At 61.0% G+C, this 24,051-nt stretch carries 23 protein-coding genes and 1 tRNA gene; 18 read left to right on the plus strand and 6 right to left on the minus strand.

Annotated elements, in window-relative coordinates; translation table 11 throughout:
• The first annotated feature begins 9 nt into the window (after positions 1–9).
• The 3 genes from rpsO (at position 10) to AB433_RS00995 (ending at position 3,559) form a co-directional block, all read left to right on the plus strand.
• Positions 10–279: a 30S ribosomal protein S15 gene (gene rpsO / locus AB433_RS00985; RefSeq protein WP_047819572.1), complete on the plus strand. Its 270-nt coding sequence runs from the start codon at positions 10–12 to the stop codon at positions 277–279.
• A gap of 227 nt (positions 280–506) precedes the next feature.
• Positions 507–2,816: a polyribonucleotide nucleotidyltransferase gene (pnp, locus tag AB433_RS00990; protein WP_047819573.1), complete on the plus strand. Its 2,310-nt coding sequence runs from the start codon at positions 507–509 to the stop codon at positions 2,814–2,816.
• A gap of 74 nt (positions 2,817–2,890) precedes the next feature.
• Complete coding sequence (locus AB433_RS00995) at positions 2,891–3,559, plus strand: spermidine synthase (protein WP_047819574.1); 669 nt, start codon at positions 2,891–2,893, stop codon at positions 3,557–3,559.
• Positions 3,560–3,574: 15 nt separating this feature from the next.
• On the opposite strand, the gene AB433_RS01000 is transcribed toward AB433_RS00995, so the two are convergent.
• From AB433_RS01000 to AB433_RS01010, 3 genes are all read right to left on the minus strand, one after another.
• Positions 3,575–3,829, minus strand: a complete 255-nt coding sequence (locus AB433_RS01000) for a hypothetical protein (protein WP_047819575.1) — start codon at positions 3,827–3,829, stop codon at positions 3,575–3,577.
• Positions 3,826–4,095: a hypothetical protein gene (locus tag AB433_RS01005; RefSeq protein WP_047819576.1), complete on the minus strand. Its 270-nt coding sequence runs from the start codon at positions 4,093–4,095 to the stop codon at positions 3,826–3,828. The genes AB433_RS01000 and AB433_RS01005 overlap by 4 nt, the downstream gene beginning before the upstream one ends.
• A gap of 92 nt (positions 4,096–4,187) precedes the next feature.
• Positions 4,188–4,850, minus strand: coding sequence for a GcrA family cell cycle regulator (locus AB433_RS01010; RefSeq protein WP_047819577.1), 663 nt, complete (start codon positions 4,848–4,850; stop codon positions 4,188–4,190).
• Positions 4,851–4,951: 101 nt separating this feature from the next.
• Here AB433_RS01010 and AB433_RS01015 point away from each other — a divergent pair, with 101 nt between their 5' ends.
• Entirely contained in the window at positions 4,952–5,806 is an 855-nt protein-coding gene (locus AB433_RS01015; protein WP_047819578.1) for an ABC transporter permease, read from the plus strand.
• Here the strand turns inward: AB433_RS01015 and AB433_RS19270 are convergent.
• Positions 5,763–6,413, minus strand: a complete 651-nt coding sequence (locus AB433_RS19270) for a hypothetical protein (protein ID WP_053058923.1) — start codon at positions 6,411–6,413, stop codon at positions 5,763–5,765. The genes AB433_RS01015 and AB433_RS19270 overlap by 44 nt on opposite strands.
• A 42-nt stretch (positions 6,414–6,455) precedes the next feature.
• Positions 6,456–6,899 (minus strand): heat shock protein HspQ, encoded by a 444-nt coding sequence (gene hspQ / locus AB433_RS01025; RefSeq protein WP_082135005.1) that lies wholly within the window; start codon positions 6,897–6,899, stop codon positions 6,456–6,458.
• 170 nt (positions 6,900–7,069) lie between these two features.
• Between hspQ and AB433_RS01030 the strand changes: the two genes are divergently transcribed.
• The 14 genes from AB433_RS01030 (at position 7,070) to AB433_RS01095 (ending at position 23,707) form a co-directional block, all read left to right on the plus strand.
• Positions 7,070–7,159 (plus strand) — tRNA-Ser (locus AB433_RS01030).
• A gap of 140 nt (positions 7,160–7,299) precedes the next feature.
• Positions 7,300–8,463, plus strand: a complete 1,164-nt coding sequence (locus AB433_RS01035) for a tyrosine-type recombinase/integrase (RefSeq protein ID WP_047819579.1) — start codon at positions 7,300–7,302, stop codon at positions 8,461–8,463.
• Positions 8,460–9,410: a hypothetical protein gene (locus AB433_RS01040; protein WP_047819580.1), complete on the plus strand. Its 951-nt coding sequence runs from the start codon at positions 8,460–8,462 to the stop codon at positions 9,408–9,410. Before AB433_RS01035 ends, AB433_RS01040 begins: the two co-directional genes overlap by 4 nt.
• A 127-nt stretch (positions 9,411–9,537) precedes the next feature.
• The gene (locus tag AB433_RS01045; protein ID WP_047819581.1) at positions 9,538–9,744 is read left to right on the plus strand and encodes a helix-turn-helix transcriptional regulator; all 207 of its coding nucleotides are present in this window, start codon (positions 9,538–9,540) and stop codon (positions 9,742–9,744) included.
• A 112-nt stretch (positions 9,745–9,856) separates the two neighbouring features.
• Positions 9,857–10,462 (plus strand): hypothetical protein, encoded by a 606-nt coding sequence (locus tag AB433_RS01050; protein ID WP_179944949.1) that lies wholly within the window; start codon positions 9,857–9,859, stop codon positions 10,460–10,462.
• Positions 10,463–10,669: 207 nt separating this feature from the next.
• Positions 10,670–11,041, plus strand: coding sequence for a hypothetical protein (locus AB433_RS01055; protein ID WP_047822980.1), 372 nt, complete (start codon positions 10,670–10,672; stop codon positions 11,039–11,041).
• Positions 11,038–12,873 carry a type IV secretion system DNA-binding domain-containing protein gene (locus AB433_RS01060; RefSeq protein WP_047819582.1) on the plus strand — a complete coding sequence of 612 codons (1,836 nt, stop codon included), beginning with the start codon at positions 11,038–11,040 and terminating at the stop codon, positions 12,871–12,873. Before AB433_RS01055 ends, AB433_RS01060 begins: the two co-directional genes overlap by 4 nt.
• Entirely contained in the window at positions 12,873–15,638 is a 2,766-nt protein-coding gene (gene mobF, locus AB433_RS01065) for a MobF family relaxase (protein WP_047819583.1), read from the plus strand. Before AB433_RS01060 ends, mobF begins: the two co-directional genes overlap by 1 nt.
• Before the next feature lie 50 nt (positions 15,639–15,688).
• Entirely contained in the window at positions 15,689–15,979 is a 291-nt protein-coding gene (locus AB433_RS01070) for a type II toxin-antitoxin system RelE/ParE family toxin (protein ID WP_047819584.1), read from the plus strand.
• 9 nt (positions 15,980–15,988) lie between these two features.
• The gene (locus tag AB433_RS01075; protein WP_047819585.1) at positions 15,989–16,318 is read left to right on the plus strand and encodes a HigA family addiction module antitoxin; all 330 of its coding nucleotides are present in this window, start codon (positions 15,989–15,991) and stop codon (positions 16,316–16,318) included.
• Between the two features lie 6 nt (positions 16,319–16,324).
• Positions 16,325–16,975 (plus strand): N-6 DNA methylase, encoded by a 651-nt coding sequence (locus AB433_RS01080; RefSeq protein WP_047819586.1) that lies wholly within the window; start codon positions 16,325–16,327, stop codon positions 16,973–16,975.
• A complete protein-coding gene (locus AB433_RS01085; RefSeq protein ID WP_047819587.1) occupies positions 16,972–18,552 on the plus strand; it encodes an Eco57I restriction-modification methylase domain-containing protein in 1,581 nt (526 codons plus the stop codon). Before AB433_RS01080 ends, AB433_RS01085 begins: the two co-directional genes overlap by 4 nt.
• Positions 18,553–18,571: 19 nt before the next feature.
• On the plus strand, positions 18,572–21,094 hold the full coding sequence (locus AB433_RS01090; protein WP_232468697.1) for a GIY-YIG nuclease family protein: 2,523 nt from the start codon (positions 18,572–18,574) through the stop codon (positions 21,092–21,094).
• A gap of 18 nt (positions 21,095–21,112) precedes the next feature.
• Entirely contained in the window at positions 21,113–23,707 is a 2,595-nt protein-coding gene (locus AB433_RS01095; protein WP_047822983.1) for an AAA family ATPase, read from the plus strand.
• A 15-nt stretch (positions 23,708–23,722) separates the two neighbouring features.
• On the opposite strand, the gene AB433_RS01100 is transcribed toward AB433_RS01095, so the two are convergent.
• Positions 23,723–23,992: a hypothetical protein gene (locus AB433_RS01100; RefSeq protein WP_047819589.1), complete on the minus strand. Its 270-nt coding sequence runs from the start codon at positions 23,990–23,992 to the stop codon at positions 23,723–23,725.
• Positions 23,993–24,051: the final 59 nt, after the last annotated feature.

Here is a 24,051-nt window from a genome sequence, read left to right on the forward strand (position 1 = left end):
GTAAAATGAATGACGGTTACCGCCGAACGTAAGCAGGAAATCATCCAGGACAACGCCCGCGCCGATGGCGACACGGGCAGCCCGGAAGTACAGGTCGCGATCCTGACCGAGCGTATTCGCAACCTGACCGAGCACTTCAAGGCCAATCACAAGGACAATCACTCGCGGCGCGGTCTGCTGGTGATGGTCAACAAGCGGCGCTCGCTGCTGGCCTATCTCAAGAAGAAGGACGTGGCGCGCTACAACGCCCTCATCCAAAAGCTCGGCCTGCGTAAGTAAGCTGAAACCGGAAGGCGGCCCCACGAGGGCCGCTTTTCATATCTACGGTTCGGAACGCAATTCGGCGGACCGCGCCCGGGGCACGATCAATGGCCCCACACCGGACCGGGACGGTACCCCCGGCAAGTAGGCCCCGCGATGCAATAGGGCACGCGGGTTCGGGAGTATCGCAGCGAAAGGGGAAACCGGTTTCGCGGTTCGCGATGCGACCAGATAAAGGAAATCAAATGTTCGACACCAAAACTGTATCGCTGGAGTGGGGCGGAAAGACCCTCACCCTCGAAACCGGCCGCATTGCCCGTCAGGCTGACGGCGCGGTCCTCGCCACCTATGGCGAAACCGTGGTTCTTTGCGCCGTCACGGCCGCGAAGAAGGTGAAGGAAGGGCAGGACTTCTTCCCGCTCACCGTTCACTACCAGGAAAAATTCTCGTCTGCCGGCCGTATCCCCGGTGGCTTCTTCAAGCGTGAACGCGGCGCGACCGAAAAGGAAACGCTGACCAGCCGCCTGATCGACCGTCCGATCCGCCCGCTGTTCCCTGAAGGTTTCTACAACGAAATCAACGTCATCTGCCAGGTTATGTCCTATGACGGCGAGACCGAGGCCGACATCCTTGCGATGATCGCCGCTTCGGCTGCGCTGACCATTTCGGGCGTGCCGTTCATGGGCCCGATCGGCGCTGCGCGCGTCGGTTATGTCGATGGCGAATACACGTTGAACCCGAAGCAGGATGCCGCGCTTGAAGACGGTCGTCTGGATCTTGTCGTCGCCGCAACCAACCACGCGGTGATGATGGTCGAATCCGAAGCCAAGGAACTGACCGAAGACGAAATGCTCGGCGCTGTCATGTTCGCGCACGAGGAATCGAAGAAGGTCATCGGCGCGATCATCGAGCTGGCCGAAAAGGCCGCCAAGGCTCCGTGGGAAATCGATGCTTCGGACGACACCTCGGCGATCAAGGAAAAGCTGCGCGGCATCGTCGGCGACGACATCGCCGCCGCTTACAAGCTGACCGACAAGTCGGCCCGTTCGGAAGCTCTGAACGCCGCCCGCGCCAAGGCCAAGGAAGCGTTTGCCGGCGAAGAACCGCAAACCCAGATGGTTGCCAACAAGGCGGTCAAGAAGCTGGAAGCGGAAATCGTTCGCACCGCCATCCTCAAGGACGGATCGCGCATCGACGGTCGCAAGCTGGATCAGGTTCGTCCGATCGAGGCGACTGCCGGCTTCCTGCCCCGCACGCACGGTTCGGCGCTGTTCACGCGCGGTGAGACGCAGGCGATCTGCACCACCACGCTGGGCACCAAGGAATCGGAGCAGATGATCGACGGGCTGGAAGGCCTGACCTACTCCAACTTCATGCTGCACTATAACTTCCCGCCCTACTCGGTCGGCGAAGTGGGCCGCTTTGGCGCCCCGGGCCGCCGCGAAATCGGCCACGGCAAGCTGGCATGGCGCGCGCTGCACCCGGTGCTGCCGTCGAAGGAAGACTTCCCCTACACCATCCGCATCCTGTCGGACATCACCGAGTCGAACGGCTCGTCCTCGATGGCGACGATTTGCGGCGGCTGTCTGTCGATGATGGACGCAGGCGTTCCGATCGAACGTCCGGTGTCGGGCATCGCCATGGGCCTCATCCTCGAAGGCGATGAATTCGCCGTCCTTTCGGACATTCTTGGCGACGAGGATCACCTCGGCGACATGGACTTCAAGGTCGCTGGCACCGAGGCCGGCATCACCACGATGCAGATGGACATCAAGGTGGCCGGCATCACGCAGGAAATCTTTGCTGCTGCACTGAAGCAGGCGAAGGACGGCCGCGCGCACATCCTTGGCGAAATGACCAAGGCGCTGAGCACGGCCCGCACCGAACTATCGGCCCACGCGCCGCGTATCGAGACGATGCAGATCGACAAGTCGAAGATCCGCGACGTCATCGGCACCGGCGGCAAGGTCATCCGTGAAATCGTCGCGGAAACCGGTGCCAAGGTGGACATCGACGACGAGGGTGTGATCAAGATCTCGTCCAGCGATCTGTCGCAGATCGAAGCCGCCAGGAAGTGGATCGAAGGTATCGTCGAAGAGGCGGAAGTCGGCAAGATCTACACCGGCAAGGTCGTCAACATCGTCGACTTCGGCGCATTCGTGAACTTCATGGGCGGCAAGGACGGTCTAGTCCACGTGTCGGAAATGAAGAACGAGCGCGTTGAAAAGCCGACCGACGTCGTTTCCGAAGGCCAGGAAGTTAAGGTCAAGGTCCTCGAGATCGACAACCGCGGCAAGGTCCGCCTGTCGATGCGCGTCGTCGATCAGGAAACCGGCGAAGAGCTGGAAGACACGCGCCCCGCTCGCGAGCCGCGTGAACCGCGCGGTGATCGCGGCGATCGTCGTGGCCCGCGCCGCGACGGCGGTGGCGGCCGTGGACGTGGTGGCGATCGCGGTGATCGCGGCCCGCGCAGCGGCGGTCGTGACCGGGACGACGGCGAAGGCAAGTCGGGCGGTAACCCCGACCACATGCCCGCGTTCCTGAAGGACGACTGATCCATTCGGACAGCCAGTGAAATGGGGCCGTTGGAGCGATCCGGCGGCCCCTTTCGCATGAAGGAACGACGAACATGCTGGAACGCAAGCTGCTGGGATCGGCCATGGTGCCGGGCGGGACCGAACTGCATCTCTATTCCCACGGGCGCGATTTCTACATCATGCTGGACCGGCATGACCTGATGAGCACCCGGATGCGCTATTCGGAAGAACAGCTTGCCGAACTGACGCTGGACCGCCTGGAATGCGCCGATCCGCACATTCTGGTCGGCGGTTACGGCATGGGCTTTACCTTGCGCGCGGCTCTGGCGCGGCTGGGGCCGAAGGGGCGGGTGACCGTTGCCGAACTGATGCCGGAAATCATCGATTGGGCACGCGGCCCGATGGCAGAGGTTGCGGCAGGCTGCCTCGACGATGCGCGCGTCACGGTTCAGGTCGCCGATGTCTCGCATGTCATCGCCAAGGCCAACCGCAGTTTCGATGCGATCCTGCTCGACGTCGACAATGGCCCCGACGGGTTGGTGCGGGCAGAGAACGACAATATTTATGCCAATCGCGGTCTGGCCGCAGCGATGCGCGCGCTGCGTCCGGGCGGCGTGCTGGCGATCTGGTCGGCTGGCCCGGACGACAGGTTTACCCGCCAGCTGACACGCGCTGGCTATGACGTAGAGGAATTGGAAGTCCGCGCCCGTCCCAACGGCAAGGGGCCGCGCCATACGATCTGGTTCGCCAGACCTCGCTGACAATACACGCGCTGATTAGCGGCGTTTGCCGGGCAGGTTATCGGACAGCGTATCTGCCAATCCTGCCCGCGACCGGAAACATCCGACGGCGGCGAGAAAGAACAGCCCGGCGATCGCCAGCCCCGGCCAGTGCGTCGTGACGCTGAACCCTTGGCTATCGATCAGCGAGATCAGCGCAAATAAACCGATCATCAGGAAAACCGTGCCGCAGACCCGCGCCCAGAACCGGCCCAGCTTGCGATCCGCCGCGATCATGCGTTTGCGGATCATTTCCGGCGCGGCGGGTCGGCTTCATCGCCGAACCCCTCTATAACCGACCCGCGCGCCACCAAGCATTGACGCGCCAGTCCGAACAGGATCAGCGCAAAGATCAGGCCGAACCAGCGAACTTCGCCATCCGCGTTGCCGGGCGGCAGAGAGAAATAGGCCGCAAGGAACCCCGCTGCGGCCAGCACGCCCGCGATCAGGCGATTCATGCCCCGCTCTATCCGCCGCCCGATCTTGCGGCGATACCAGTTGTCCGCGTTCTCGCTCATGGCCTGACCTTACCACGGCAGAGCCCCCAAAAAGAAGAGCCGCCGGTCGGGTGTGACGGGCGGCTCTCTCTATCTGGAATATCCGGCTGCGGTCAGCGCACGCGCGGGCCGCCGAACGGCAGGGGCGGAGGCGGACGGCGCGCACCGCGCGGCAGCTGTGCCTGATAGGCCCTGCCGCAGTGTTCGACGCAATACGGGAACCCGGGGTTCACCTTTTCGCCGCAGAAGTGAAAGTCCGGCTCTCCCGGATGGCCCATCGGCCAGCGGCAGATGCGGTCCGAAAGATCGAGCAGCGAAGTCTTGTCCGCGATTTCCGGGCTGGGCTTTGCGGGCACAAGGCGGCGCGGCGGCGCTGGCGGGATCGGCGGCTGCTGATCGCCGGGGCCTTGGCGGAGGAAACCGCCGGGGCCGACCGATACGATGCGCGGCTGGTTGCTTTGCGGTGCGGGCTGCTGCGGCTGGGCCGGGGCAGCGGGACGCGCGGCGGCAGGGGCCGCCGGTGCCGGACGTGGTGCGGGCGCGGCGGCAGGCTTTGGCGCAGCAGGCTTCGGCGCGGCGGCCTTTGGCGCGGCGGGCTTCGCCTTGGCAGGTTTTTCCTTCACGGGGGATGGGCGCGCCTTCAGGCCAAGGCGGTGCGCCTTGCCGATGACGGCATTACGGCTGACGCCGCCCAGTTCTTCCGCGATCTGGCTGGCAGTCGATCCGCTTTCCCACATCTTGGTCAGCTTCTCGATCCGTTCGTCGGTCCAGCTCATGCAAACTCCGTTTCAAATCATGCCCGGCGGGCGGACGCGTGGCGGCCAGTGCCTTGTCGCGCGCTTGCCTAAAGGAGGTCCAGCCGGTAACCGGCCTGCCCATGACCCAATCCGCCCCAAACAGCAACGACGAAGCCGCATTTCCGCCACCGGGGCAACCCGTCATGGGCCGGATCAACCGGCTCGGGCTGTGGACTCTCTATATGAAAGAGGTGCGCCGGTTCTTCAAGGTGCAGCTGCAGACGATCTGGGCCCCGGCGATCACCACGATGCTGTTTCTGGTGATTTTCACCATCGCGATGGGGCGCGGTGATCGCGAAATCCTTGGCGTGAACTTCGCCACCTTCGTCGCGCCGGGGCTGATCGTGATGGGCATGATGCAGAATGCCTTCGCCAACGGCAGCTTTTCTCTTCTGGGCGGCAAGGTGCAGGGCACGATCATCGATTACCTGATGCCGCCGCTCAGCAACCTCGAATTGCTGCTCGGCCTTGTCGGTGCATCGGTTACGCGCGGCGTGCTGGTCGGTATCGCGGTCTACATCGCGATGTCGCTCTATCCCGGTGTCGACCTGACGCTGCACCACCCCTGGGCCGTCGTGTGGTTTGGGTTGATGGGCGCGATCATGTTGTCGCTGCTGGGCGTGCTGACGTCGATCTGGGCGGAGAAGTTCGACCACAACGCGGCGGTTACGAATTTCATCGTCGCGCCGTTGTCGCTGCTGTCGGGTACGTTCTACGTTATCGACAACCTCGCCCCGTTCTTTCAATCGATCAGCCGGTTGAACCCGTTCTTCTATGTGATCTCTGGCTTCCGCTTCGGCTTTCTGGGGCAAAGCGACATCGGCGATACCAACATGGCGGTGCTGCACGGGGCGTTGGGCCTTGGCGTGCTGAACGCGGTGCTGGCGGTGCTCACTTATCTCGTACTGCGGACGGGCTGGAAGCTGCGTAGTTGATTCGCATCCGCTCTGCCGCGCGGGCGGCGGCGCGGACGTTGGGCAGGTGACGGAACACGTGCCGTCTGCGGTTGGCCAGCTGTGACCGCGCTCCTGCGGGCAACTCTTTCACGGTCCGGTCGTATTCCACGATCAGGTCGCCGTAACCGTCTTTGCGGTCGCGGATTCGGATGTTCGTCACCCTGTCGCCGGGAACGGCGCGTAGCGATGTCTTCCGGCCGCCGACGATGCGCACGATCCGTTTGTCTGTCACCGCGTGCAATGTCCGCCCCGGCATGGTGAGGGCAAAAAACGGAACGGCCAGCATGACCAGCCCGATCAACACGAACGGCAATCCGAAAGCGGGAAAGAGCAAGGCCGCGGTCTGCACCCCGATCCCGTCCGCCGGGTTCACCTTGGTCATCGACCACGCGCTATAGACCCAGAAAACCGAGAATGCCGTCCACGGCAGCGCAAATATCCAGATCAGGAAAGCGGAGAAATCGAGGAAGGCGTCCGGCCGCCCTTTCCACAAAACCCGCTCATCCTGTGCCAACACGCTGCGCAGCGCCGAATCGAGCTGATCCGCACCAAATGCCTTGATCTCGTGAAAGTGTTCGCTCGCCATCGCCCCCGGCCCTAGCAGCGAATGGTTACTGTCCTGCTAGCACTAGTGCTTCAGGCTTTGGTGCAGGTCGTAATGCCCGTCGAAGAACTCGCCGAAAACCATGTCGATCGACGGGTGATCGACTGGTCCGCCTTCGCCATCTTCGATCAGATTCTGCTGGCTTACATAGGCGACGTAGCTGGATTCGTCGTTTTCCGCGAAAAGGTGATAGAACGGCTGCTCGCGCGCCGGGCGCATCGCTTCGGGGATCGAATCGTACCATTCCTCGCTATTCGCGAAGACCGGGTCGATGTCGAAAATCACACCGCGAAAATCGTGGAGCCGGTGGCGAACGATATCGCCAACCGCAAAGCGGGTTCTGGCCACCGCCGGGGCGGAAATCGCCCGCCCTGCTTGCGGAGAGAAATAGGTGGCGCGTGGTGCGCCGTCTTTGTGCCCCTTATCCGGATATCCGGCGTCCGGATTGCTACGGAAATCTGCGCTCATGCCCTGCAACATAATGGTTGTGCGGGTGCGAAACAATGGGGGCGTAGCACCTGTCGACAGCAAGCAATCGATTTGGCGCGGATTCGCCCTTGGCAAGCCGCCGCGCATCGGCTAACCGCGCGGCTTCGTTCGACCGGCGGCAGTGCCGCTTAACGCGAACCTCGATCAGCGGAGAGGTGGCAGAGAGGTCGAATGCGCCGCACTCGAAATGCGGTGTACGGGCAACCGTACCGTGGGTTCGAATCCCACCCTCTCCGCCAGCAGCCTATTTCACCATATCCCAAACCGTAGCATAATCGGCTGTTTTTAGTCGATTTTCTGCGGATTCGTGTTTGATTGCGTATTCTCAAATTGCATGGTATCCCACACCTCATGTGGTAATAAATGTGGGAGAAAAATAATGGGCCGGTTGTCGGCTACGGCGGTGAAGGCAGCGAAGCTGCCCGGACGCTATGGCGACGGAGACGGTCTGTATCTGCTGGTCAGCCGCGCAGGTGCCCGCTCATGGGTCTGCCGGGTGCAGAAAGACGGCAAACGACGCGATATCGGCCTTGGCAGTGCGAAGAAGGTTTCGCTGGCCGTGGCGCGCGAGCGCGCGGCCAAGGTGCGCAGTCAGGTGGAAGTCGGCCTCGATCCCATCGCCGAGCGGCGCAAGGAGGCGGGTATCCCGACATTCCGCGAAGCCGCCGCCATCGTATTTGCCGAGAACAAGAAGAGCTGGCGCAACGCCAAGCATCGCGATCAGTGGCTTTCGACCCTCACGACATATGCCTTCCCCTTTTTCGGCGACATGGCAGTGAGCAAGGTTGAAGGGCCGCACGTCCGCGATGCTCTTGTAGCCATCTGGCTCGAAAAGCCGGAAACCGCACGGCGGGTGCGCCAGCGAATCGTTGCCGTGATCGACTGGGCTATCGCTAAGGGTTATCGGGACTTGCCCCTGCCGATTGCAGCCATGAACAAGTCGCTGCCCAAGGTGAAGGTAAAGCCGGTTCATCACAGTGCCTTGCCCTATGCCGATGTTCCGGCCTTCGCTGCCAAGTTGCGCGAACGGGAATCGGTTGGTCGGCTCGCCTTTGAGGCACTGATTCTGACCGCTTCGCGTTCGGGCGAAATTCGCGGTGCGACATGGAGTGAGCTTGATCTTGAGAAAAAGCTCTGGACGATCCCGGCGGACCGGATGAAGGCAGGGCGGGAACATGTGGTGCCACTGTCGGATGCCGCCGTCAGTGCCTTCCAGCGGGCGGTAACCTACCGGGAGGTTCGCAACGATCTTGTGTTTCCCGGCGCTCGCTACGGTAAGCCTTTGTCGGATATGACGCTGACCAAGATTTGCCGTGACTTGGAAATTCCCGCCGTGCCGCATGGTTTTCGATCCAGCTTCCGCGACTGGGTTGCCGAGGAAACCGACTTCGACGGTGACGTTGCGGAAATGGCGCTGGCGCACACCATCGAGAACAAGGTTGAGGCTGCTTACCGGCGCGGCAATCTGCTGGAAAAACGGCGGGCGCTTATGGATGCATGGGGAGCGTATTGCTTTCCGGGATCGCAGGAACCGTCCTCGTGATCGAGGTCGATCTGCTTAGCGATGTCGCCGCGCTCCGCCTTGCGCCTGACGATATTGAAACCGGGCGGGCCGAGATTGAAAGACTGGTTAGACCGCTTCGCCGGAGGTTGGGGGCGATCAACGCAGGGCGATCCGTAATCGGAACGATAGGCGCGATTGCGGCGGTCGCGGGATTTGCCATTGTCGCCGGTTCTCCGCCGCATTCCAGCGAATGGGGCGCGCAAGCCTTGGCAGTGGGCGGGGCAACCACGGTCATGATGAGCTGGTTGAGCGGACGATTGATCCAGCGGCGCAAGCGTTTCGTCGCCAAGCGTCCCTATGACATTTCCCTTCCGCCAGAATTCGAGACATTGCTGACCGACCTTGCCGCAGGACGCTTGCGGGCGGTGATGTCAAAGGGATATGGGCCAGTCAGCACGAGTGCGCTGCGCGCGAACGATGGCCAACTTTTCGATACGGAAATCGCGCCCGGCACATTTGCCAACCGTTTCGCGCCGATCCTGCTGTTGGCCAATCCCAAAGATTATGCCGCCTTGTGGATGCCTTGGGGTGGCACCTTGGACCGACCGATCTACGTGGTCAAAGCGCCGGACGAAGAACGACGAGAGCCGTTGCCATCGAGGCCAAAGATCGAAATGCACTGGATTACAAAAATCCCGTCAGATCGATTTGCGGATTGGAACGCCCGTGTGCAGCAGCGTGGCCCTTGGGATGTGCTGACGCAGATCGAAGTCGGGCAAGTCCTGGACGCCGCTCGCAGAAAGGCGGAAAGCGATGCGCAGGTGGGTAAAAAATTCAACGTCAATGGCTTTGCTAGGAACGCCAGAACGCCGCGACTTTCCGCTGAAACCGTCCGCAAGCTGATCGCGAAGTCAGGCGAGCATGATTACGACTGGGTGCGCAAGAGCGCGGAGGCGGCCCAAGTTGGTAACGATCAGGTAGGATGATTGAAAATAATATGAATTGATTCAATATCATCCAGATTACCAAGGCCAAGTTTTCCGGTAGCCAAATTGCGTGTGATGGCAGGGCGCGTGCAGCTTGGGGGCATCTCGCTCATACAGGAAATGCCCCATGCTGCCCCACGATCCCCAGACGCAATTGCTCACCATTGACGATGTGATGCGCCTCACCGGCTACAAGAGCCGGTCGAGCATTTATCGCCTCGTCCGTCAAAACCGTTGTCCGCCGCCCGTTGTTATTGGGGGCGGCAGGGTCCGCTGGCGATCCGGCGAGATCGAGCATTGGCTACAGGGCTTACCCACCCAGCGATACGCCTGACCAGAAGGCGCTCCCCGGACCCAGCCTGATTGCTGGGTGAACCGCTCCGCGCCTGCGTCCCATCCTCAACCTCACGAACAACCGCAATCGTGGAATCACGAAAGGATTTCCCATGTCCATTTTCCTTCGCGCGATGGACCGGCTTGCCGATTTCATCTGGACAGGCCGGAAGGTCACTCTGCGCTTTACCGCTGAATACCGGACCGCCTGCTACGCGGTGCCGCTCATCAACAAGTTGCTTGCCGAGGACGAAGACGGCGAAGCCTACCGAACGGCGATTGTCGCTTGGCATCGCACCGAGCGCCCGCCGCTCGACATCTATCAGGGCCATACATCTTTCTGCCGGATCGACGGCCCGCTCCAATGGGCGGACGATACGCCATTGCCTTTGGGCGGGTTGATCCTTTCGCCCGGCGTGACAGCGCACCTCAACCCTTTCGAGGCGGACGCGCTTCGGGATCATATACGGCAGGCAATTGAAGATGCCATTGTCGTGTGGGTCAGGGAGCATGACCTCTATTCCTTGCCGCCGGTCCCGGAACAGTTCGACAGGCGCAAGGCCGACCGCAAAGCCAAAGCGATGATCGCCGCATGGGCGGTTGAACAAGAAGCTGGCTCTGCCCCCGAAAGCGGTCGCGCCGATACTGGCGAGAGCAGTTCGGACGACACCACCCATGCCCTTTGCACTGGTTGCCGGAAAGGGCCGGACCATGACTGATCCGATATTGAGAAGGGCAATGTTGTGGGGCTGCGATGCTACGCATCGAGCCAGCAAATTGGATACACACCTCACGCACGGGTGCATCCAGCTTTTAAGCCATTTTTCGAGGGTGCGCAAAGGGTGCGCGGGATTTTCCGTTTTCGGAAATGGCGCATTTCTGTCGCTTTTCGAGGGTGCGCCGCGCACCCTCACGGAGACGGTGTGATGAAACCGATCCACCACTCCATCCGCCTCCCCGTTTCGCACGACAAGGCGCTTCGGGCGTTGGCCGAGCGGCACGGTATCAGCGTTTACGCGATGCTCCAGCGCAGCGTGAAAACTGGAATCGCCACGCTCGCCAATCCGCCTGTGCCTGACATCAACACCCGCGAAATCGTCACCGAACTGGCGTCGGTCAGCACCCGCATCGTCGATGTCGAGCGGATGCTTGACCGGGCGCTGTTCACGGCCTGCGCCGCCTATTGCTATGCCCGCAGCGCGGCGCAGGCAACGCGCAAAAGCGATGAGGTCATCACCGCCGAAATCAACGCTGCCTATGATCGCCAGCGGCGGCTCTCGCATGAGGGGCGCAAATGAACCAGCCCCATGACCGGCGCGCCCATGCCGATGCCTTGCGCCGCCACAACCGCAACAATCAGTTCGCACGTTTCAGGCGGCAGACAGGCATCATGCTCGCGTCAATCGCCCTGGGGGCGGTTGCCACGCCTTATGTGATGCTGGACCAGCAGGCCATAAAGACAGCGGGCACCTATGCCATCGCCAAGGCAAAACTGTGGTTTGCCCAAGGATCGGTGGTCGATCCGGCAATGACGATAAATGTGGACGGTCAAGCCTATGCCGTTCCGGCCCGCGCCGTTGTCGGGCATCCTTATTATGCCGATCCGGCATCCAGCATCGTCACTTACACGATGTTGGGTGGTTCGCTTGGCTTTGACGGATGGCTGGCGAGCCTCTTCCTGCTGCGTGGGGCGACGACCCGGCGGCGCGAGCGCGCCTTGCAGGACAGGGTGATCGCGGGAACCCTTGTCACGACCGAGAAGCAGCTTGCCAATCTGACCGGCGCGGAGACTGACGCCCGCGCATTGGCCATCGGCACGGTTCCCATTCCGAACCGGTTGGAAACCCGGCACACGGCGATGATCGGCACCACAGGCAGCGGCAAGACCACCGCGCTGCGCCAGTTGCTTGACGGGATCGAGGCGCGGGGCGAAGCCGCCTTGGTCTATGACACCAGCGGCGAGTTCGTCGCACATTACTACAAGCCCGAACGTGGCGACGTGATCCTCAATCCGTTCGACGCCCGCTGTGTCTACTGGTCGCCGTTCGCCGAGATCGGCCATCCCGCCGACGCCGACCGTATCGCGCATCAGCTTATCACCGAGACCGGACAACAGGACAGCGACGTATGGCTGGACACCAGCCGTATCCTTGTCGCCAACATGATCCGGGCATTGTGGCGCGAGGGCAAATGCACCTTGCCCGACTTGCTCAACGCCTTGCAGGACCGCACCAAGGACGACCTGAAAGCGTGGCTGGCAGGCAGTTCGTCGGCGCGGACCTTCGCCGATGATGCCGACCGGGCGACCGGCAGCGTGCTGTTCATGCTGTCCAAGGCTGCGAACCTGATCCAGTTCCTTCGCACCGAAGACAGCGGCGGTTTCCCGTTCGCCTTCCGGGACTTCATTCATGGGCTGGATAAGCGGCAAGGTGCCCGCCCTTGGATATTCGTGCCGCGCAAGGAGGACTATTTCGAAGCCTCCAAGCCCTTGCTCGCCTGCTGGCTGGAATGCGCTGCGAGCGCCGTTCTGGGCTTGTCCCCATCGCCCGACCGGCGCATCTGGTTCGTTCTCGACGAACTGGCCGATCTTCCTCGTGTCGATAATCTAGCGCGGCTCTTGCCCGAAGGGCGCAAATTCGGCGCGGCGGTTGTGCTGACCTTTCAGGCGCTGGGCCAGATGCGGCACCGGTATGGCCCGCAGATCGCCGAATCCATGCTGGGTTGCTGCAATACCAAACTGTTCCTGCAAACCATCGACGCCGAAACGCGCGCGTGGGCCAGCCAGACCATCGGGGAGTGCGAGGTCGAAATCCAGACCATGACCGATGCGCTGGCCGAGGGCGACGACAAGCCCCGGACCACGCTTGGCAAAATCCGCAAGATGCGCCCCGCCATATTGGAAAGCGAACTGCGTTTGCCCAAGTTCGAGGGCTATCTGCTGTTTCCGGACGGCCTGCCGGTGGCGCGGATCAGGCTGACAGCCGATCACGTCGCGCAGCGCGGGCCAGCCTGTCAGCCGGGTTATGTTGCGGGCGATCCCAAGACCACCCTTTGGGAACAAGCATCGACCGCCGCGCCAGCAACAGCACCGCCACCCACACCATCTTCCAGCAACGAGGGGCCGGTCTGATGGTCGCGTCCGTGTCCGCGCTGACCAGTTCAGGTCAGGCCGCCAGCTACTATGAATCCGCAGGCGAATATTATGCGGACGGAGGCCAGTCCCCGTCCGAATGGCAGGGCAAGGGCGCGGAGGCGCTTGGGCTGTCCGGCGATATTGACCGCGACCAGTTTCGCGATTTGCTGGACGGTAAGGTGGCCGACCAGCAGCTTGGCACCATGCGCGAGGGCAAGCTGGAGCATCGCCCTGGCTGGGATGTGACCTTGAGCGCACCCAAGTCCGTGTCGATCATGGTCGAGGTGGCGGGCGACCGGCGTTTGATCGCGGCGCACGGGGCAGCGGTGAAAACCGCGCTTGCCCATGTCGAGCAGCATATGTCCGCCACCCGCATCCGGGATGCTGGCACGGTGAACCGCGAGGCTACCGGCAATCTTGTGGTTGCCAGTTTTCAGCACGGCACCAGCCGGGCGCAAGACCCGCAGCTTCACACCCACAATGTCATCCTGAACGCGACCAAGGGCGAGGACGGCACTTGGCGCAGCCTTGAGCCGCGCGCGATCTACCAACTGCAAAAGCAGATTGGCGCGATCTACCGGCAGGAACTGGCGTTGAAGGTGCGCGAGCTGGGCTACGAGATCGAGACGGGCAAAGGCTCGACGTTCGAGATCAAGGGTGTCTCCCCTGAGGTCATGGCCGCATTCAGCACCCGCAGCGCCGAGATCGAGGCCGCGCTTGACGAACGCGGCACCTCCCGCGATGCGGCCACCGCCGCAGAGAAGCAGGTTGCTGCGCTCGACACCCGGCAAGCCAAAGTTGCCGCCGATCCGGCGGCGCTTGTCGTGGACTGGCGCGATACCGCCAGTGCAGCCGGGTTCGGGCCGGAAGCAAGGCTGGCCATGGTCAAAGAGGCCGAGGCCATAGCTGCCAGCAAGGATCATCGCACCACAATGGAATTGCAGGGCGACAGCGCCGCAAGCCACGCCGTTGCCCATGCCGCCGACAAGCTGGGCGAACGGCAATCGGTGTTTTCCACCGCCGCTTTACACGAGGAAGCGGGGCGCGTCGGGCTGGGCAAGGTTAGCTATGCGCAGATCGGCGAGGCGATTGCATCGGCAACCAAGCAGGGCGAGTTGATCGACCGCACCCATATCGATCGGCGCGGTGCGGAATTTGCCGGGTTCACTACCCGCCAGAATGTCGAAACTGAAGCCAAGATGCTGCGGATCGAGGCGGAAGGGCGCGGCACGCTCTCGCCCATCGCGTCGCCGCTCGCCGCGGCCAAGGCCGTCGCCAGCGCAGCGGCGCAGGCGGAACGCGCGGGCTTGGGCTGGAATGCCGACCAGCGCCAAGCCACCGAACAACTGTTGGCCAGCCGCAACCGCGTCACCGGCTTGCAGGGCTATGCAGGCACCGCCAAGACCACCACCGTTCTTGCGACCTTCGCCCGTGAGGCCGAGGCGCGGGGAATGGCGGTGACGGCGCTGGCCCCGACCGCTGCGGCGGCGATGGTTTTGGGGGATGCCTTGGGCACGCGCGGCGATACCGTTGCCCGGCACATGCTATCACCGGAGCGCCCAAGTCCGGGCCAAGCCGCCGCATGGATCGTGGACGAGGCATCATTATTGTCGGCGCGTGATACCGCCCGGCTGTTCGACCTGGCCGAGAAGCAGAATGCCCGCGTCGTGCTTGTCGGCGACGTGAAACAGCTAGGATCGGTTGAGGCAGGCGCGGCCTTCGCACAGTTGCAGGGCGCGGGCATGGAAACCGCCAAGCTGGGCGAGATCGTCCGGCAGACCAACACAGCGACCAAGGACGCGGTGCTGGCGTCCATCGAAGGGGATGCCAAGAAGGCGCTGGCCGCGCTGGATCGCGGTGGCGGCAGGATCGTGGAGAATGCCGACCGGGCCGAGCGGTTCGCCGCCATCGCAGAACAGTATGCGAAACTGGACAAGGCCAGCCGCGCCAGAACCCTTGTCATCGAGCCATCGCGAGAGGGGCGCGATGCGCTGACCGCCGACATACGCGATGCACTTGCCAAATCCGGCGCGCTGACCGGTCCCGGTGTAACCATGCAGAGCCTCGCCAACAAGGGGCTGACCCGCGCCGAGGCGCGCGACCCAATGAGCTATGACAAGGGCGATGTTGTCCGGTTTACCCGTGACTATGCCGACAAGGGCGTTGCGCGCGGCGAAGCTTACCGCGTCGAATCCATCGACCCGACCAAATCCGCAATTGCGCTCAAATCGGAAGATGGCCGCGAGGTAGATTGGCGCTTGCGGCAATGGGGCGCGGGCAACAGCCAGACATTTGCACCGCAGTCGCTCGAACTCAAAACCGGCGACAGCATTCGGTTCACCCGCAATGACCGGGAAGCAGGACGGATCAATGGCGCGCGCGGTGAAGTGACAGCGATTGATGCACAGGCCCGCACGGCGGAAATCCGCAACCCGCGCGGCCAGACCCAGACCTTGAACCTTGATGCTGCCCGCGACCAGCACATTGCCCATGCCTATGTCGATACCGCCTTTGCCGCCCAAGGTCGCACCGCCGATCATGTTATGATCCACGCCGACAGCAAGGCGACAAACCTTGTCGATCAGAAGAGCTTCTATGTCGGCATATCCCGCGCCAAGGAGTCGGTTGCGATCTTCACTAACGACCGGGCCAAGTTGGTGTCTGCCATCAACGAACGCGCCGGACAGGTCCAAGCCGCCATCGCTCAGGCGGCAATGCCTACGCCAGCAGCGAGTAAGGCAGCGGGAGCCGGGTTGGGTTAGATCGTATGGCGTCACTTGACGCCGAACGAACAATTGAGGTAGGGAAAGCCATGAAAATCAGAAACGTGATCCACAAGGGATTGCGGCGATTCATCGAGAATGACGATGAAAGCGGCATACAACCTGCCGCTGTCGCCAAGGTCCGGCGTATGGTCACTTTCCTTCAGGATATGGAGCGCGAAGAGGAATTGCGCACCGTGCCAAGCTGGAAGGCGCATATGCTGACCGGCAACCGCAAGGGAACGTGGAGCCTGTTCGTCACCAAGAACTGGCGGATGACGTTTCGGATTGATCGTGGCGAGATCGAGATCATCGACCTCGACTATGAAGATTACCATTAGGAGGTGGCGATGGCCGCGCTTTCAGGAATCCGCATGAAGAACCCGGCGCATCCGGGCAGCTTCATCAAATATGAGATTGTCGAACCGCTGGGCCTTTCGGTGACGGCAGCGGCGCAGGCGCTGGGCGTGACGCGGGCAACCCTGTCCACCCTGCTCAACGAACGCGCCCACCTTTCCCCGGAAATGGCGCTGCGCATCGAAAAGGCGTTTGGCGTGTCAATGGACACGCTCATGCGGATGCAGAACAGCTATGACATTGCCCAGACCCGCAAGCGGGAGGCGGAAATCAAGGTGATGCCGTTCAAGGGCAAGCCGTTGGAGCCATATGCAGCGGCCTGACATCACATGAACCTAATCAAGTCCAAGCAGCGCGTTGCCGATCATGGAGAGGTATTCACACCGCCCTGGCTGGTGGAGAAGATGCTCGATCTTGTGAAGGGTGAGACGGAGCGGATTGATTCCCGCTTCCTTGAACCCGCCTGCGGCAGCGGCAATTTCCTTGTTCCGATCCTGCAACGCAAGCTGGCCGCCGTGGAATTCAAATTCGGCAAATCCGACTTCGAGAAGCGGCATCATGCACTGCTGGGGCTTATGTGCTGCTACGGCATTGAGTTGCTGGCCGATAATATCGCGGAATGCCGCGCGAATATGCTGGAGGTTTTCGCGGACTATCTGGCGCTGGATGCGGAAGACGATGTTTACCGTGCCGCCTCTCACGTCCTCTCGCTCAATCTCGTTCACGGCGATGCGATGACGATGCGCGCGATTGATGACGCACCGATCCGCGTGGTCGAGTGGGGCTATCTGGGCAAAGGGAAATTCCAGCGCCGCGATTTCCGGCTTGATGTCTTGACCGGCATGGCAAGTTTCAGCGCCGAAGACTCCCTGTTTTCAGCATTGGGCAAGCACGAAATTTTCACGCCTTCACAGACATATCCGCCGATGAGCGTGCGCTATCTTGCGGCGGCGAATGATGGGACGGGGACGAGCGCATGATTGAACAGGCCAGCTTTGCACTGCGCGGGCGCAACCCCGATGTGCTGACCTGCATCGCCAACCTGTCAAACGACGAGGTGTTCACGCCGCCGGAGTTCGCCAACCGGATGCTGGATACGCTGGCAGAGGCATGGGCGGCGGACAATGGTGGCGCGAGCATCTGGGCGGACAATTCGGTCAGGTTTCTGGACCCGTTCACGAAATCCGGTGTCTTCCTGCGGGAAATTGCCAAGCGGCTAATCGCTGGGCTGGAAACCGAAATCCCGGATTTGCAGACCCGCGTTGACCACATCCTGACCCAGCAGGTTTTCGGCATCGGTATCACCCGGCTGACCAGCCTGCTGGCGCGCCGCAGCCTCTATTGCTCCAAGCACGCGACCGGCGAGCATTCCGTCGCCACGGCATTTGCCAACGACGATGGCAATATCTGGTTTGAGCGCACCGAGCATTCTTGGGATGGCTCAAAATGCCAATTTTGCGGTGCTCCCCGTGCAATCTTCGATCGCGAACCGGAATTGGAAAACCATGCTTACGCCTTCATCCACACCAACGACATAAAAGCTCGCCTCGGCGAGTTGTTCGGAGCCGACATGCAGTTCGATGTAATTATTGGAAATCCGCCATATCAGATGACGGGCGGCGCAGGCGGAACAAGCGACTCTTCAATCTATCACTTGTTCGTGGAGCAGGCAGCCAAACTTGAACCGCGCTTTGTCAGCATGGTTATCCCTTCTCGTTGGATGGCTGGTGGGCGTGGAATGGATGGATTTCGGCAGTCTTTCCTTGGAGGTGGACACCTGCGGGAACTATCGGATTTCCCTGCATCGAGCGAAGTGTTTCCTGGAGTCGAGATTAAGGCCGGTGTTTGCTATTTCCTTTGGGATAGTGCGCACCAGGGCAACTGCAACGTGACCACTTTCCGAGGCGGGGAAGCACTTGGACCAGTTTCACGCAAGCTCGATGAATATGACATTTTTGTTCGTGACGGTCGTGCAATCTCGATACTGCACAAGGTCCTTGAGCGCGAGGAGCTGCCGATTAATTCGATATTGTCTCGCGATACCACATTCGGCCTAGCATCAAACTTTGACGGATACTCTGAAACCGAAAAGTCGGGGCACATACCACTTTTCTATATTCGCAGGATGAAGAGGGGTATCGGCTACGTTCCTCGCGAAGCAATATCGAAAAACGTTCATTTGATCGACCGTTGGAAGCTACTTGTTCCTGAGGCATACAATGGAGGTGATGGGCTGCCTCACCAGATTTTGGGAAAACCCCTGATCGCACCGGCCCCATCTGCCTGCACGCAGTCTTATCTCGTATTTGATGTGGCTACACCCGACGAAGCTGCAAGCATCCAGTCATATTACATGACACGATTTTTCCGGTTTCTTGTCTCACAGCGGAAAATTACCCAGCACGCTTTGAACTCAACATACGCTTGGGTGCCGATGCAGACGTGGGATCGCACTTGGACCGATGAAGTGCTCTACGAAAAATACCGAATTTCAGATGAAGAGCGCGCCTATATTGAATCTCAAGTGCGATCCATGAGCGTCGACGATGGCGAGTAAGCCTTCTATTGATCAGATATTGACCGCCAAACCCGATGCGCGCCCGCGCATCTACGCTTATTCTATCGCGGATGAAGCACATGACGGCTTGCTCAAGGTCGGCCAGACAACGCGCGACGTGAAGCAGCGGATTGCCGAGCAGTTAAAGACAGCAGCGATTGCCAACTACACCATTGAACTAGACGAACCCGGCGAGGCCGATGACGGGTCGATCATCACTGACCACGCCGTGCGCGATGCGCTCAAACGCAAGGGTTTTGCCAATCCGCAGCTTGAATGGATGCGATGCTCGCTGGCCGATGTGAAAACCGTGCTGGCCGAACTGCGCAGCGGGCAGAAATTCACCGGCACGCATCATGAGGACTTCCCGCCGCGCAAGGAGCAGTTGGAAGCGGTCGAGCAGACCTACGCCTATTATCACTCGCGCTGGCAGCAGGATGCCAATGCCGTTCCCCGCTTTCTGTGGAACGCCAAGATGCGTTTCGGGAAGACCTTCACCAGTTATCAGCTTGCCAAGAAGCTTGGCGCGAAGCGGGTCCTGGTGCTGACCTTCAAGCCCGCCGTCGAAGATGCCTGGCAGACGGATCTTGAATCCCATGTCGATTTCGACGGGTGGCAGTATCTCTCCCGCAATTCCGGGCGCGATCCCAGCCAGATCGACGGTGACAAGCCGGTGGTCTATTTCGGCTCGTTCCAGGACCTGCTGGGGCGCGACAAGGCGGGGAACATCAAGGCCCGCAACGAATGGCTCCACACGATCAACTGGGATTTGGTCGTGTTCGACGAATATCATTTCGGCGCATGGCGCGAGACGGCCAAGGAGCTTTTCGAGGGCGAGGATGCAGGCGAGGCCAAGAAGGAAGCCAAGCTGGAATATGCCGATGGTCTGGACGATGTGAACGAAGACCTTGGTGTCATGTCGGAAAGCGAAACCGACTTTCTGCCGATTACCACGCGGGCATACCTCTATCTTTCTGGCACACCCTTCAAGGCGCTGGCCACGGGCGAGTTCATCGAAGAGCAGATATTCAACTGGACCTACACGGACGAGCAGCGCGCCAAGGAAGAATTTGCCGCTCAGCATCCGGGGCAGCGCAATCCTTACGGCGCATTGCCGCAAATGCGCCTGCTGACTTACCAGATGCCGCCGGAAATTACTCACATTGCCAGCGGCGGCGAGCTGGACGAGTTTGATCTCAATGAGTTTTTCGCGGCAAACGGCACAGGCGTTCTCGCGCAGTTTAAGCACAAGGACGAGGTGCAGAAATGGCTCAACGTCATTCGCAACTCGCCAGATGCACCGCGATCATTCGACAGCATCAAGACGGGCGTTGTTCCGCCGTGGCCCTATTCGGACACGCGGCTTCTGCCTCACTTGCAGCATAGCTTCTGGTTCCTGCCTAATGTCGCCGCCTGCCATGCTATGGCGAACTTGCTGGAAGAGAAACACAACACGTTCTGGCACGATTATCAGGTGATCGTGGCCGCAGGCGCATCGGCGGGCATCGGCCTTGATGCCTTGCCGCCCGTTCGGGACAAGGTTGGCAGCGGTTTCGACACTAAGACCATCACGCTTTCCTGCGGCAAGCTGACCACCGGGGTTACGGTCAAGCAATGGTCGTCGATCCTGATGCTGCGCAATCTCCAATCGCCGGAAACATATTTTCAGGCGGCGTTCCGGGTGCAGTCGCCCTGGTCGATCAAGAATCCCAACGGGGACAATCCGAACGAGGAAGAGATCATCAAGCCGGTCTGCTTCGTGTTCGATTTCGCCCCGACTAGGGCGCTGCGGCAGTTGTCGGAATATGGCATCGGCCTTTCACCGGGGGAAGCGAACCCGGAAAACGCCGTGAAGGAACTTGTCTCGTTCCTGCCCGTGCTGGCCTATGACGGCGCGAAGATGATGCAGATCGACGCGGGCGGCATCCTCGACATTGCGATGGCGGGAACGTCCGCGACCCTGCTGGCCCGGAAATGGGAATCGGCCATGCTGGTGAACGTGGACAACGACACGTTGCGCCGCGTTCTCGAAAACCCCGAAGCGATGGCTGCTGTTGAGCGGATCGAAGGTTGGCGCGCCTTGGGCGACAACATCATCGAAACGATTATCAACAAGAGCGAGAAGATCAAGGACATCAAGGACAAGGCCAAAGCCAATGACGGGGAGCTGACCCCGAAAGAGAAGAAGGAACTGACCGCCGAGGAAAAGGAGTTCAAAACCAAGCGCAAGCTGGTTCAGGAAAAGCTGATAAAGTTCGCCACCCGCATCCCGGCCTTCATGTATCTGACCGACTTCCGCGAAAACAAGCTACAGGACGTGATTACCAAGCTGGAACCGGACCTTTTCCATGCGGTTACTGGCCTGACCGTGGCGGATTTCCACCTGTTGGTTCGCCTTCGAGTGTTCAACACCGAGCGGATGAATGAAGCGGTTTTCGCGTTCCGCCGCTACGAAGATGCCTCGCTACGCTATACCGGCATCGAGAGCCACGAAGGGCTAACGCATTATGGCCTGTATGACACCGTAGTGGCGAAGGAGTGAATGGATTTTGGGGGCTGCATGACGACCGAAGCCGAGGCGTTGGCCAATATCCTTGCATGGACCGCAGACAGCCCAGGCTGGCAACGCGATGCGTTGCGCAGGCTTGCGGCAGAGGGTAGTGTTGATGCCGCCGGGCTCGATGAGCTTGTAGCCATCTGCAAAGGCGACGGTCAGGCAGTACCGTTAGAAGCGGCACACTTGCGCGACCCCAACCGCGATCAAGGAGAAGTCTATCTGCGGCAGGTGCATGACGTGCGAAATGTTAACGCCTTGGCTCCCGATCAGAGGCTATCTCTTCACCGTGTTGGACTGACCATAATCTATGGCGATAATGGATCAGGAAAATCCGGTTACGCCCGTATCCTGAAACGCGCATGTCGGGCACGCATCTCGGGGCGTGGCGAGGAGATCATACCCGACATCTATGACGCCCAGCCCGGCACCCCGAGCGCCACCATTGAATACGCGATCAGCGGCCAGAACCGCACATGCGCATGGCAGCTTGGCCAGCCCGCCGATACGGCGTTATCCGCTGTAAGCGTTTTTGACTCCCGCACCGCCAACATCCATGTCGATGAAACCAACGACGTAGCCTACACGCCATTCCCGCTCAAGCTGCTGAGCGCCCTAGCCCAGCTTTGTAAGTCGGTGAAAGATAAGCTCGCCGCTGAGATCACCCAGCTACAGGCGCAGACGCCGCAGAGCATTAACACGCCCACCAGCAAAGTCGGTCAGCTTCTTGCGCGCCTTGCCGCAAATACCGATCCAGCCGCCGTGGAGGCGCTGGCGACTCTTACGCAGGCCGAACAGGACCGGCTGGCGCAACTCACCGCCGACCTCGCCGGTGATCCTGCGCGCGCTGCCCGCCAGCTTGCCGCGCTTAAAGCCAAGGTCGAAGGATATATTGCTCAGCTGGACGTACTGGTTGCTGCCATCAGTGATGATGGCGTCACCTCGCTCCGCCGACTGGCGAACGATAGTGAAGCGGCGCGGCGAGCGGCGGAGGCCGCGTCGGGCGCGTTGTTTGCAGGCGAGCCGTTACCCCATATTGGCTCCGAGGTGTGGCAATCGCTGTGGGAAAGCGCGCGGGCCTTTTCGGTTGAGGCGGCCTATCCCGAGCGGGATTTTCCCGTCACCGATGCCGGCAGCGTTTGCGTTCTGTGCCAGCAGGAACTGACCCCGCAAGCCGCCGACCGCCTCAATCGCTTCGAGAATTTCGTGCGCGACGACAGCCAGCAGCGAGCCGATGCCGCACGCGCAGCCTATGACGACGCCGTTACGGCATTCGCGGGAAGCGGACTGACTCTGGCCGAACTCACCGCCATCGTGGCGACCATCCGTGACGATTTGCGTCAGGATGCGCTGGCCACCGAAGTCAGACGTGCGGGCGTACACGCCCTCTGGCGTCATCGTCAGATCCGCCGCCGTCATGCCGACCCCACCGCCATCATCGATGCGAAACTGGTCGCTTTGCCGCCTAAGGCTTTGGTCGATCAGGTGGCGGACCTTGATGCGCGAGGCGAAGCGCTTGCGGTAGAGGCCGATTCCCCTGCGCGCGAGGCGCTGATCGCCGAGCGCACCGAGCTTGCCGATCGCCAATGGCTTAACGGCATCAAGGCAGACGTGCTGGCGCAGATCGAGCGCCTGAAACAGATCAAGGCGCTTGAAGCAGCACAGCGCGACACCGCAACCAACCGCATCACCACTAAAAGCACGGAAGTTGCGCAGGCATTGGTAACGGACGCGCTGCGCGCGCAGTTTGCACGCGAGGTGGCGAGTTTCGAGATTGCAGGGCTTGCCGTCGAGTTGCGCCAGCAGAATAGCGTGCAGGGCGCGCCACGCTTCAAGGTTGCACTGACTCGCAAACCGACTGCATCGGTGGGGCAGGTCTTGAGCGAGGGCGAGCATCGATGCGTCGCCTTGGCCGCGTTCATGGCGGAACTCGCCACGACCGAGAACAAATCCGGCATCGTCTTTGACGATCCTGTGTCTTCGCTCGACCACATGCATCGCGAGGCCGTCGCCAAACGGCTGATCGCGGAGGCCGCGAACCGACAGGTTATCGTGTTCACGCATGACCTTGCTTTTCTGTTCGAGCTGGATCGAGCCGCGAAAGAGGTGGACCCGACGCCGCAGGTTGCGGTCAGTTCCGTCAGTCGTGGGAGCGACAAGGCCGGGTTTTGTCGCAGTGAGCCTCCATTCAAGGCGCGGCGCGTCACAGACATTACCGCCAGCTTGACCAACCAGCTTGGCAACGAACGCTATCACTTCGATCAGGGCGATCAGGACCAGTGGCGCGAAACTGTAAAATCCATTGCCGGATCACTGCGAGACACATGGGAAATCGCGGTTGAGGAAGCTGTCGGCCATGTGATCCGCCGTCTGTCCAACGAGGTTAAAACGCCAGGCCTCGTCAAGCTAACCGCAATCACAGTCGCCGACTGCGAATCCATGCGCGACGGATTTCAGCGGTGTTCGGAGTTACTGCACAGCGCTGCACCGGCATTGAACCGGCCCCTTCCAAGACCAGATGCCCTTGCCGATGAAATCAACGCACTGGCCATTTGGGCCAACGATCTGCGACAACGGCAAAATTCGGTCCGATTGCCCTAGGCGGCGTGGACAAATTCAGCGAAGCGTTTCTACGTTCACCAGCTTGAGGTCGCCGTCGAAGGGCTCGACGTATGCGCAGATGTTGTCCGAGAACTCGTCCATCAGATTGAGCCCTTCTGGATCATAGTCGTTCTCGGCTACCAGCCTCAGCTTGCCGTCCACAAAGGTGCAACTGACGTTGTGTTCGTGCGGGTAGTGAAGCCGAAACGCTTCGGTGATGTCGCGCGCCGCTTCGTCTCCCGCTGCGGCGGGAACATCATGGCATTCCAAAGTGATGCGATACATGTGTCGATGCTCCGGTTCTTGCATACCTATCGCGAAACAGGGCTCTCGGGGAGCAGAAA

The sequence above is a fragment of the Croceicoccus naphthovorans genome, assembly GCF_001028705.1.
Classification (GTDB): domain Bacteria; phylum Pseudomonadota; class Alphaproteobacteria; order Sphingomonadales; family Sphingomonadaceae; genus Croceicoccus; species Croceicoccus naphthovorans.

Bases quoted from the DNA above. Each gene is read 5' to 3' on its own strand.
- mobF (WP_047819583.1), top strand. From the start codon at position 12,873: ATGGTCGCGTCCGTGTCCGCGCTGACCAGTTCAGGTCAGGCCGCCAGC.
- AB433_RS00995 (WP_047819574.1), top strand. From the start codon at position 2,891: ATGCTGGAACGCAAGCTGCTGGGATCGGCCATGGTGCCGGGCGGGACC.
- AB433_RS01060 (WP_047819582.1), top strand. From the start codon at position 11,038: ATGAACCAGCCCCATGACCGGCGCGCCCATGCCGATGCCTTGCGCCGC.
- AB433_RS01095 (WP_047822983.1), top strand. From the start codon at position 21,113: ATGACGACCGAAGCCGAGGCGTTGGCCAATATCCTTGCATGGACCGCA.
- AB433_RS01005 (WP_047819576.1), bottom strand. From the start codon at position 4,095: ATGAGCGAGAACGCGGACAACTGGTATCGCCGCAAGATCGGGCGGCGG.
- AB433_RS01045 (WP_047819581.1), top strand. From the start codon at position 9,538: ATGCTGCCCCACGATCCCCAGACGCAATTGCTCACCATTGACGATGTG.
- rpsO (WP_047819572.1), top strand. From the start codon at position 10: ATGACGGTTACCGCCGAACGTAAGCAGGAAATCATCCAGGACAACGCC.
- AB433_RS01035 (WP_047819579.1), top strand. From the start codon at position 7,300: ATGGGCCGGTTGTCGGCTACGGCGGTGAAGGCAGCGAAGCTGCCCGGA.
- AB433_RS01010 (WP_047819577.1), bottom strand. From the start codon at position 4,850: ATGAGCTGGACCGACGAACGGATCGAGAAGCTGACCAAGATGTGGGAA.
- pnp (WP_047819573.1), top strand. From the start codon at position 507: ATGTTCGACACCAAAACTGTATCGCTGGAGTGGGGCGGAAAGACCCTC.
- AB433_RS01100 (WP_047819589.1), bottom strand. From the start codon at position 23,992: ATGTATCGCATCACTTTGGAATGCCATGATGTTCCCGCCGCAGCGGGA.
- AB433_RS01075 (WP_047819585.1), top strand. From the start codon at position 15,989: ATGGCCGCGCTTTCAGGAATCCGCATGAAGAACCCGGCGCATCCGGGC.
- hspQ (WP_082135005.1), bottom strand. From the start codon at position 6,899: ATGAGCGCAGATTTCCGTAGCAATCCGGACGCCGGATATCCGGATAAG.
- AB433_RS01050 (WP_179944949.1), top strand. From the start codon at position 9,857: ATGTCCATTTTCCTTCGCGCGATGGACCGGCTTGCCGATTTCATCTGG.
- AB433_RS01015 (WP_047819578.1), top strand. From the start codon at position 4,952: ATGACCCAATCCGCCCCAAACAGCAACGACGAAGCCGCATTTCCGCCA.
- AB433_RS01070 (WP_047819584.1), top strand. From the start codon at position 15,689: ATGAAAATCAGAAACGTGATCCACAAGGGATTGCGGCGATTCATCGAG.
- AB433_RS01080 (WP_047819586.1), top strand. From the start codon at position 16,325: ATGAACCTAATCAAGTCCAAGCAGCGCGTTGCCGATCATGGAGAGGTA.
- AB433_RS01055 (WP_047822980.1), top strand. From the start codon at position 10,670: ATGAAACCGATCCACCACTCCATCCGCCTCCCCGTTTCGCACGACAAG.
- AB433_RS01085 (WP_047819587.1), top strand. From the start codon at position 16,972: ATGATTGAACAGGCCAGCTTTGCACTGCGCGGGCGCAACCCCGATGTG.
- AB433_RS19270 (WP_053058923.1), bottom strand. From the start codon at position 6,413: ATGGCGAGCGAACACTTTCACGAGATCAAGGCATTTGGTGCGGATCAG.
- AB433_RS01000 (WP_047819575.1), bottom strand. From the start codon at position 3,829: ATGATCCGCAAACGCATGATCGCGGCGGATCGCAAGCTGGGCCGGTTC.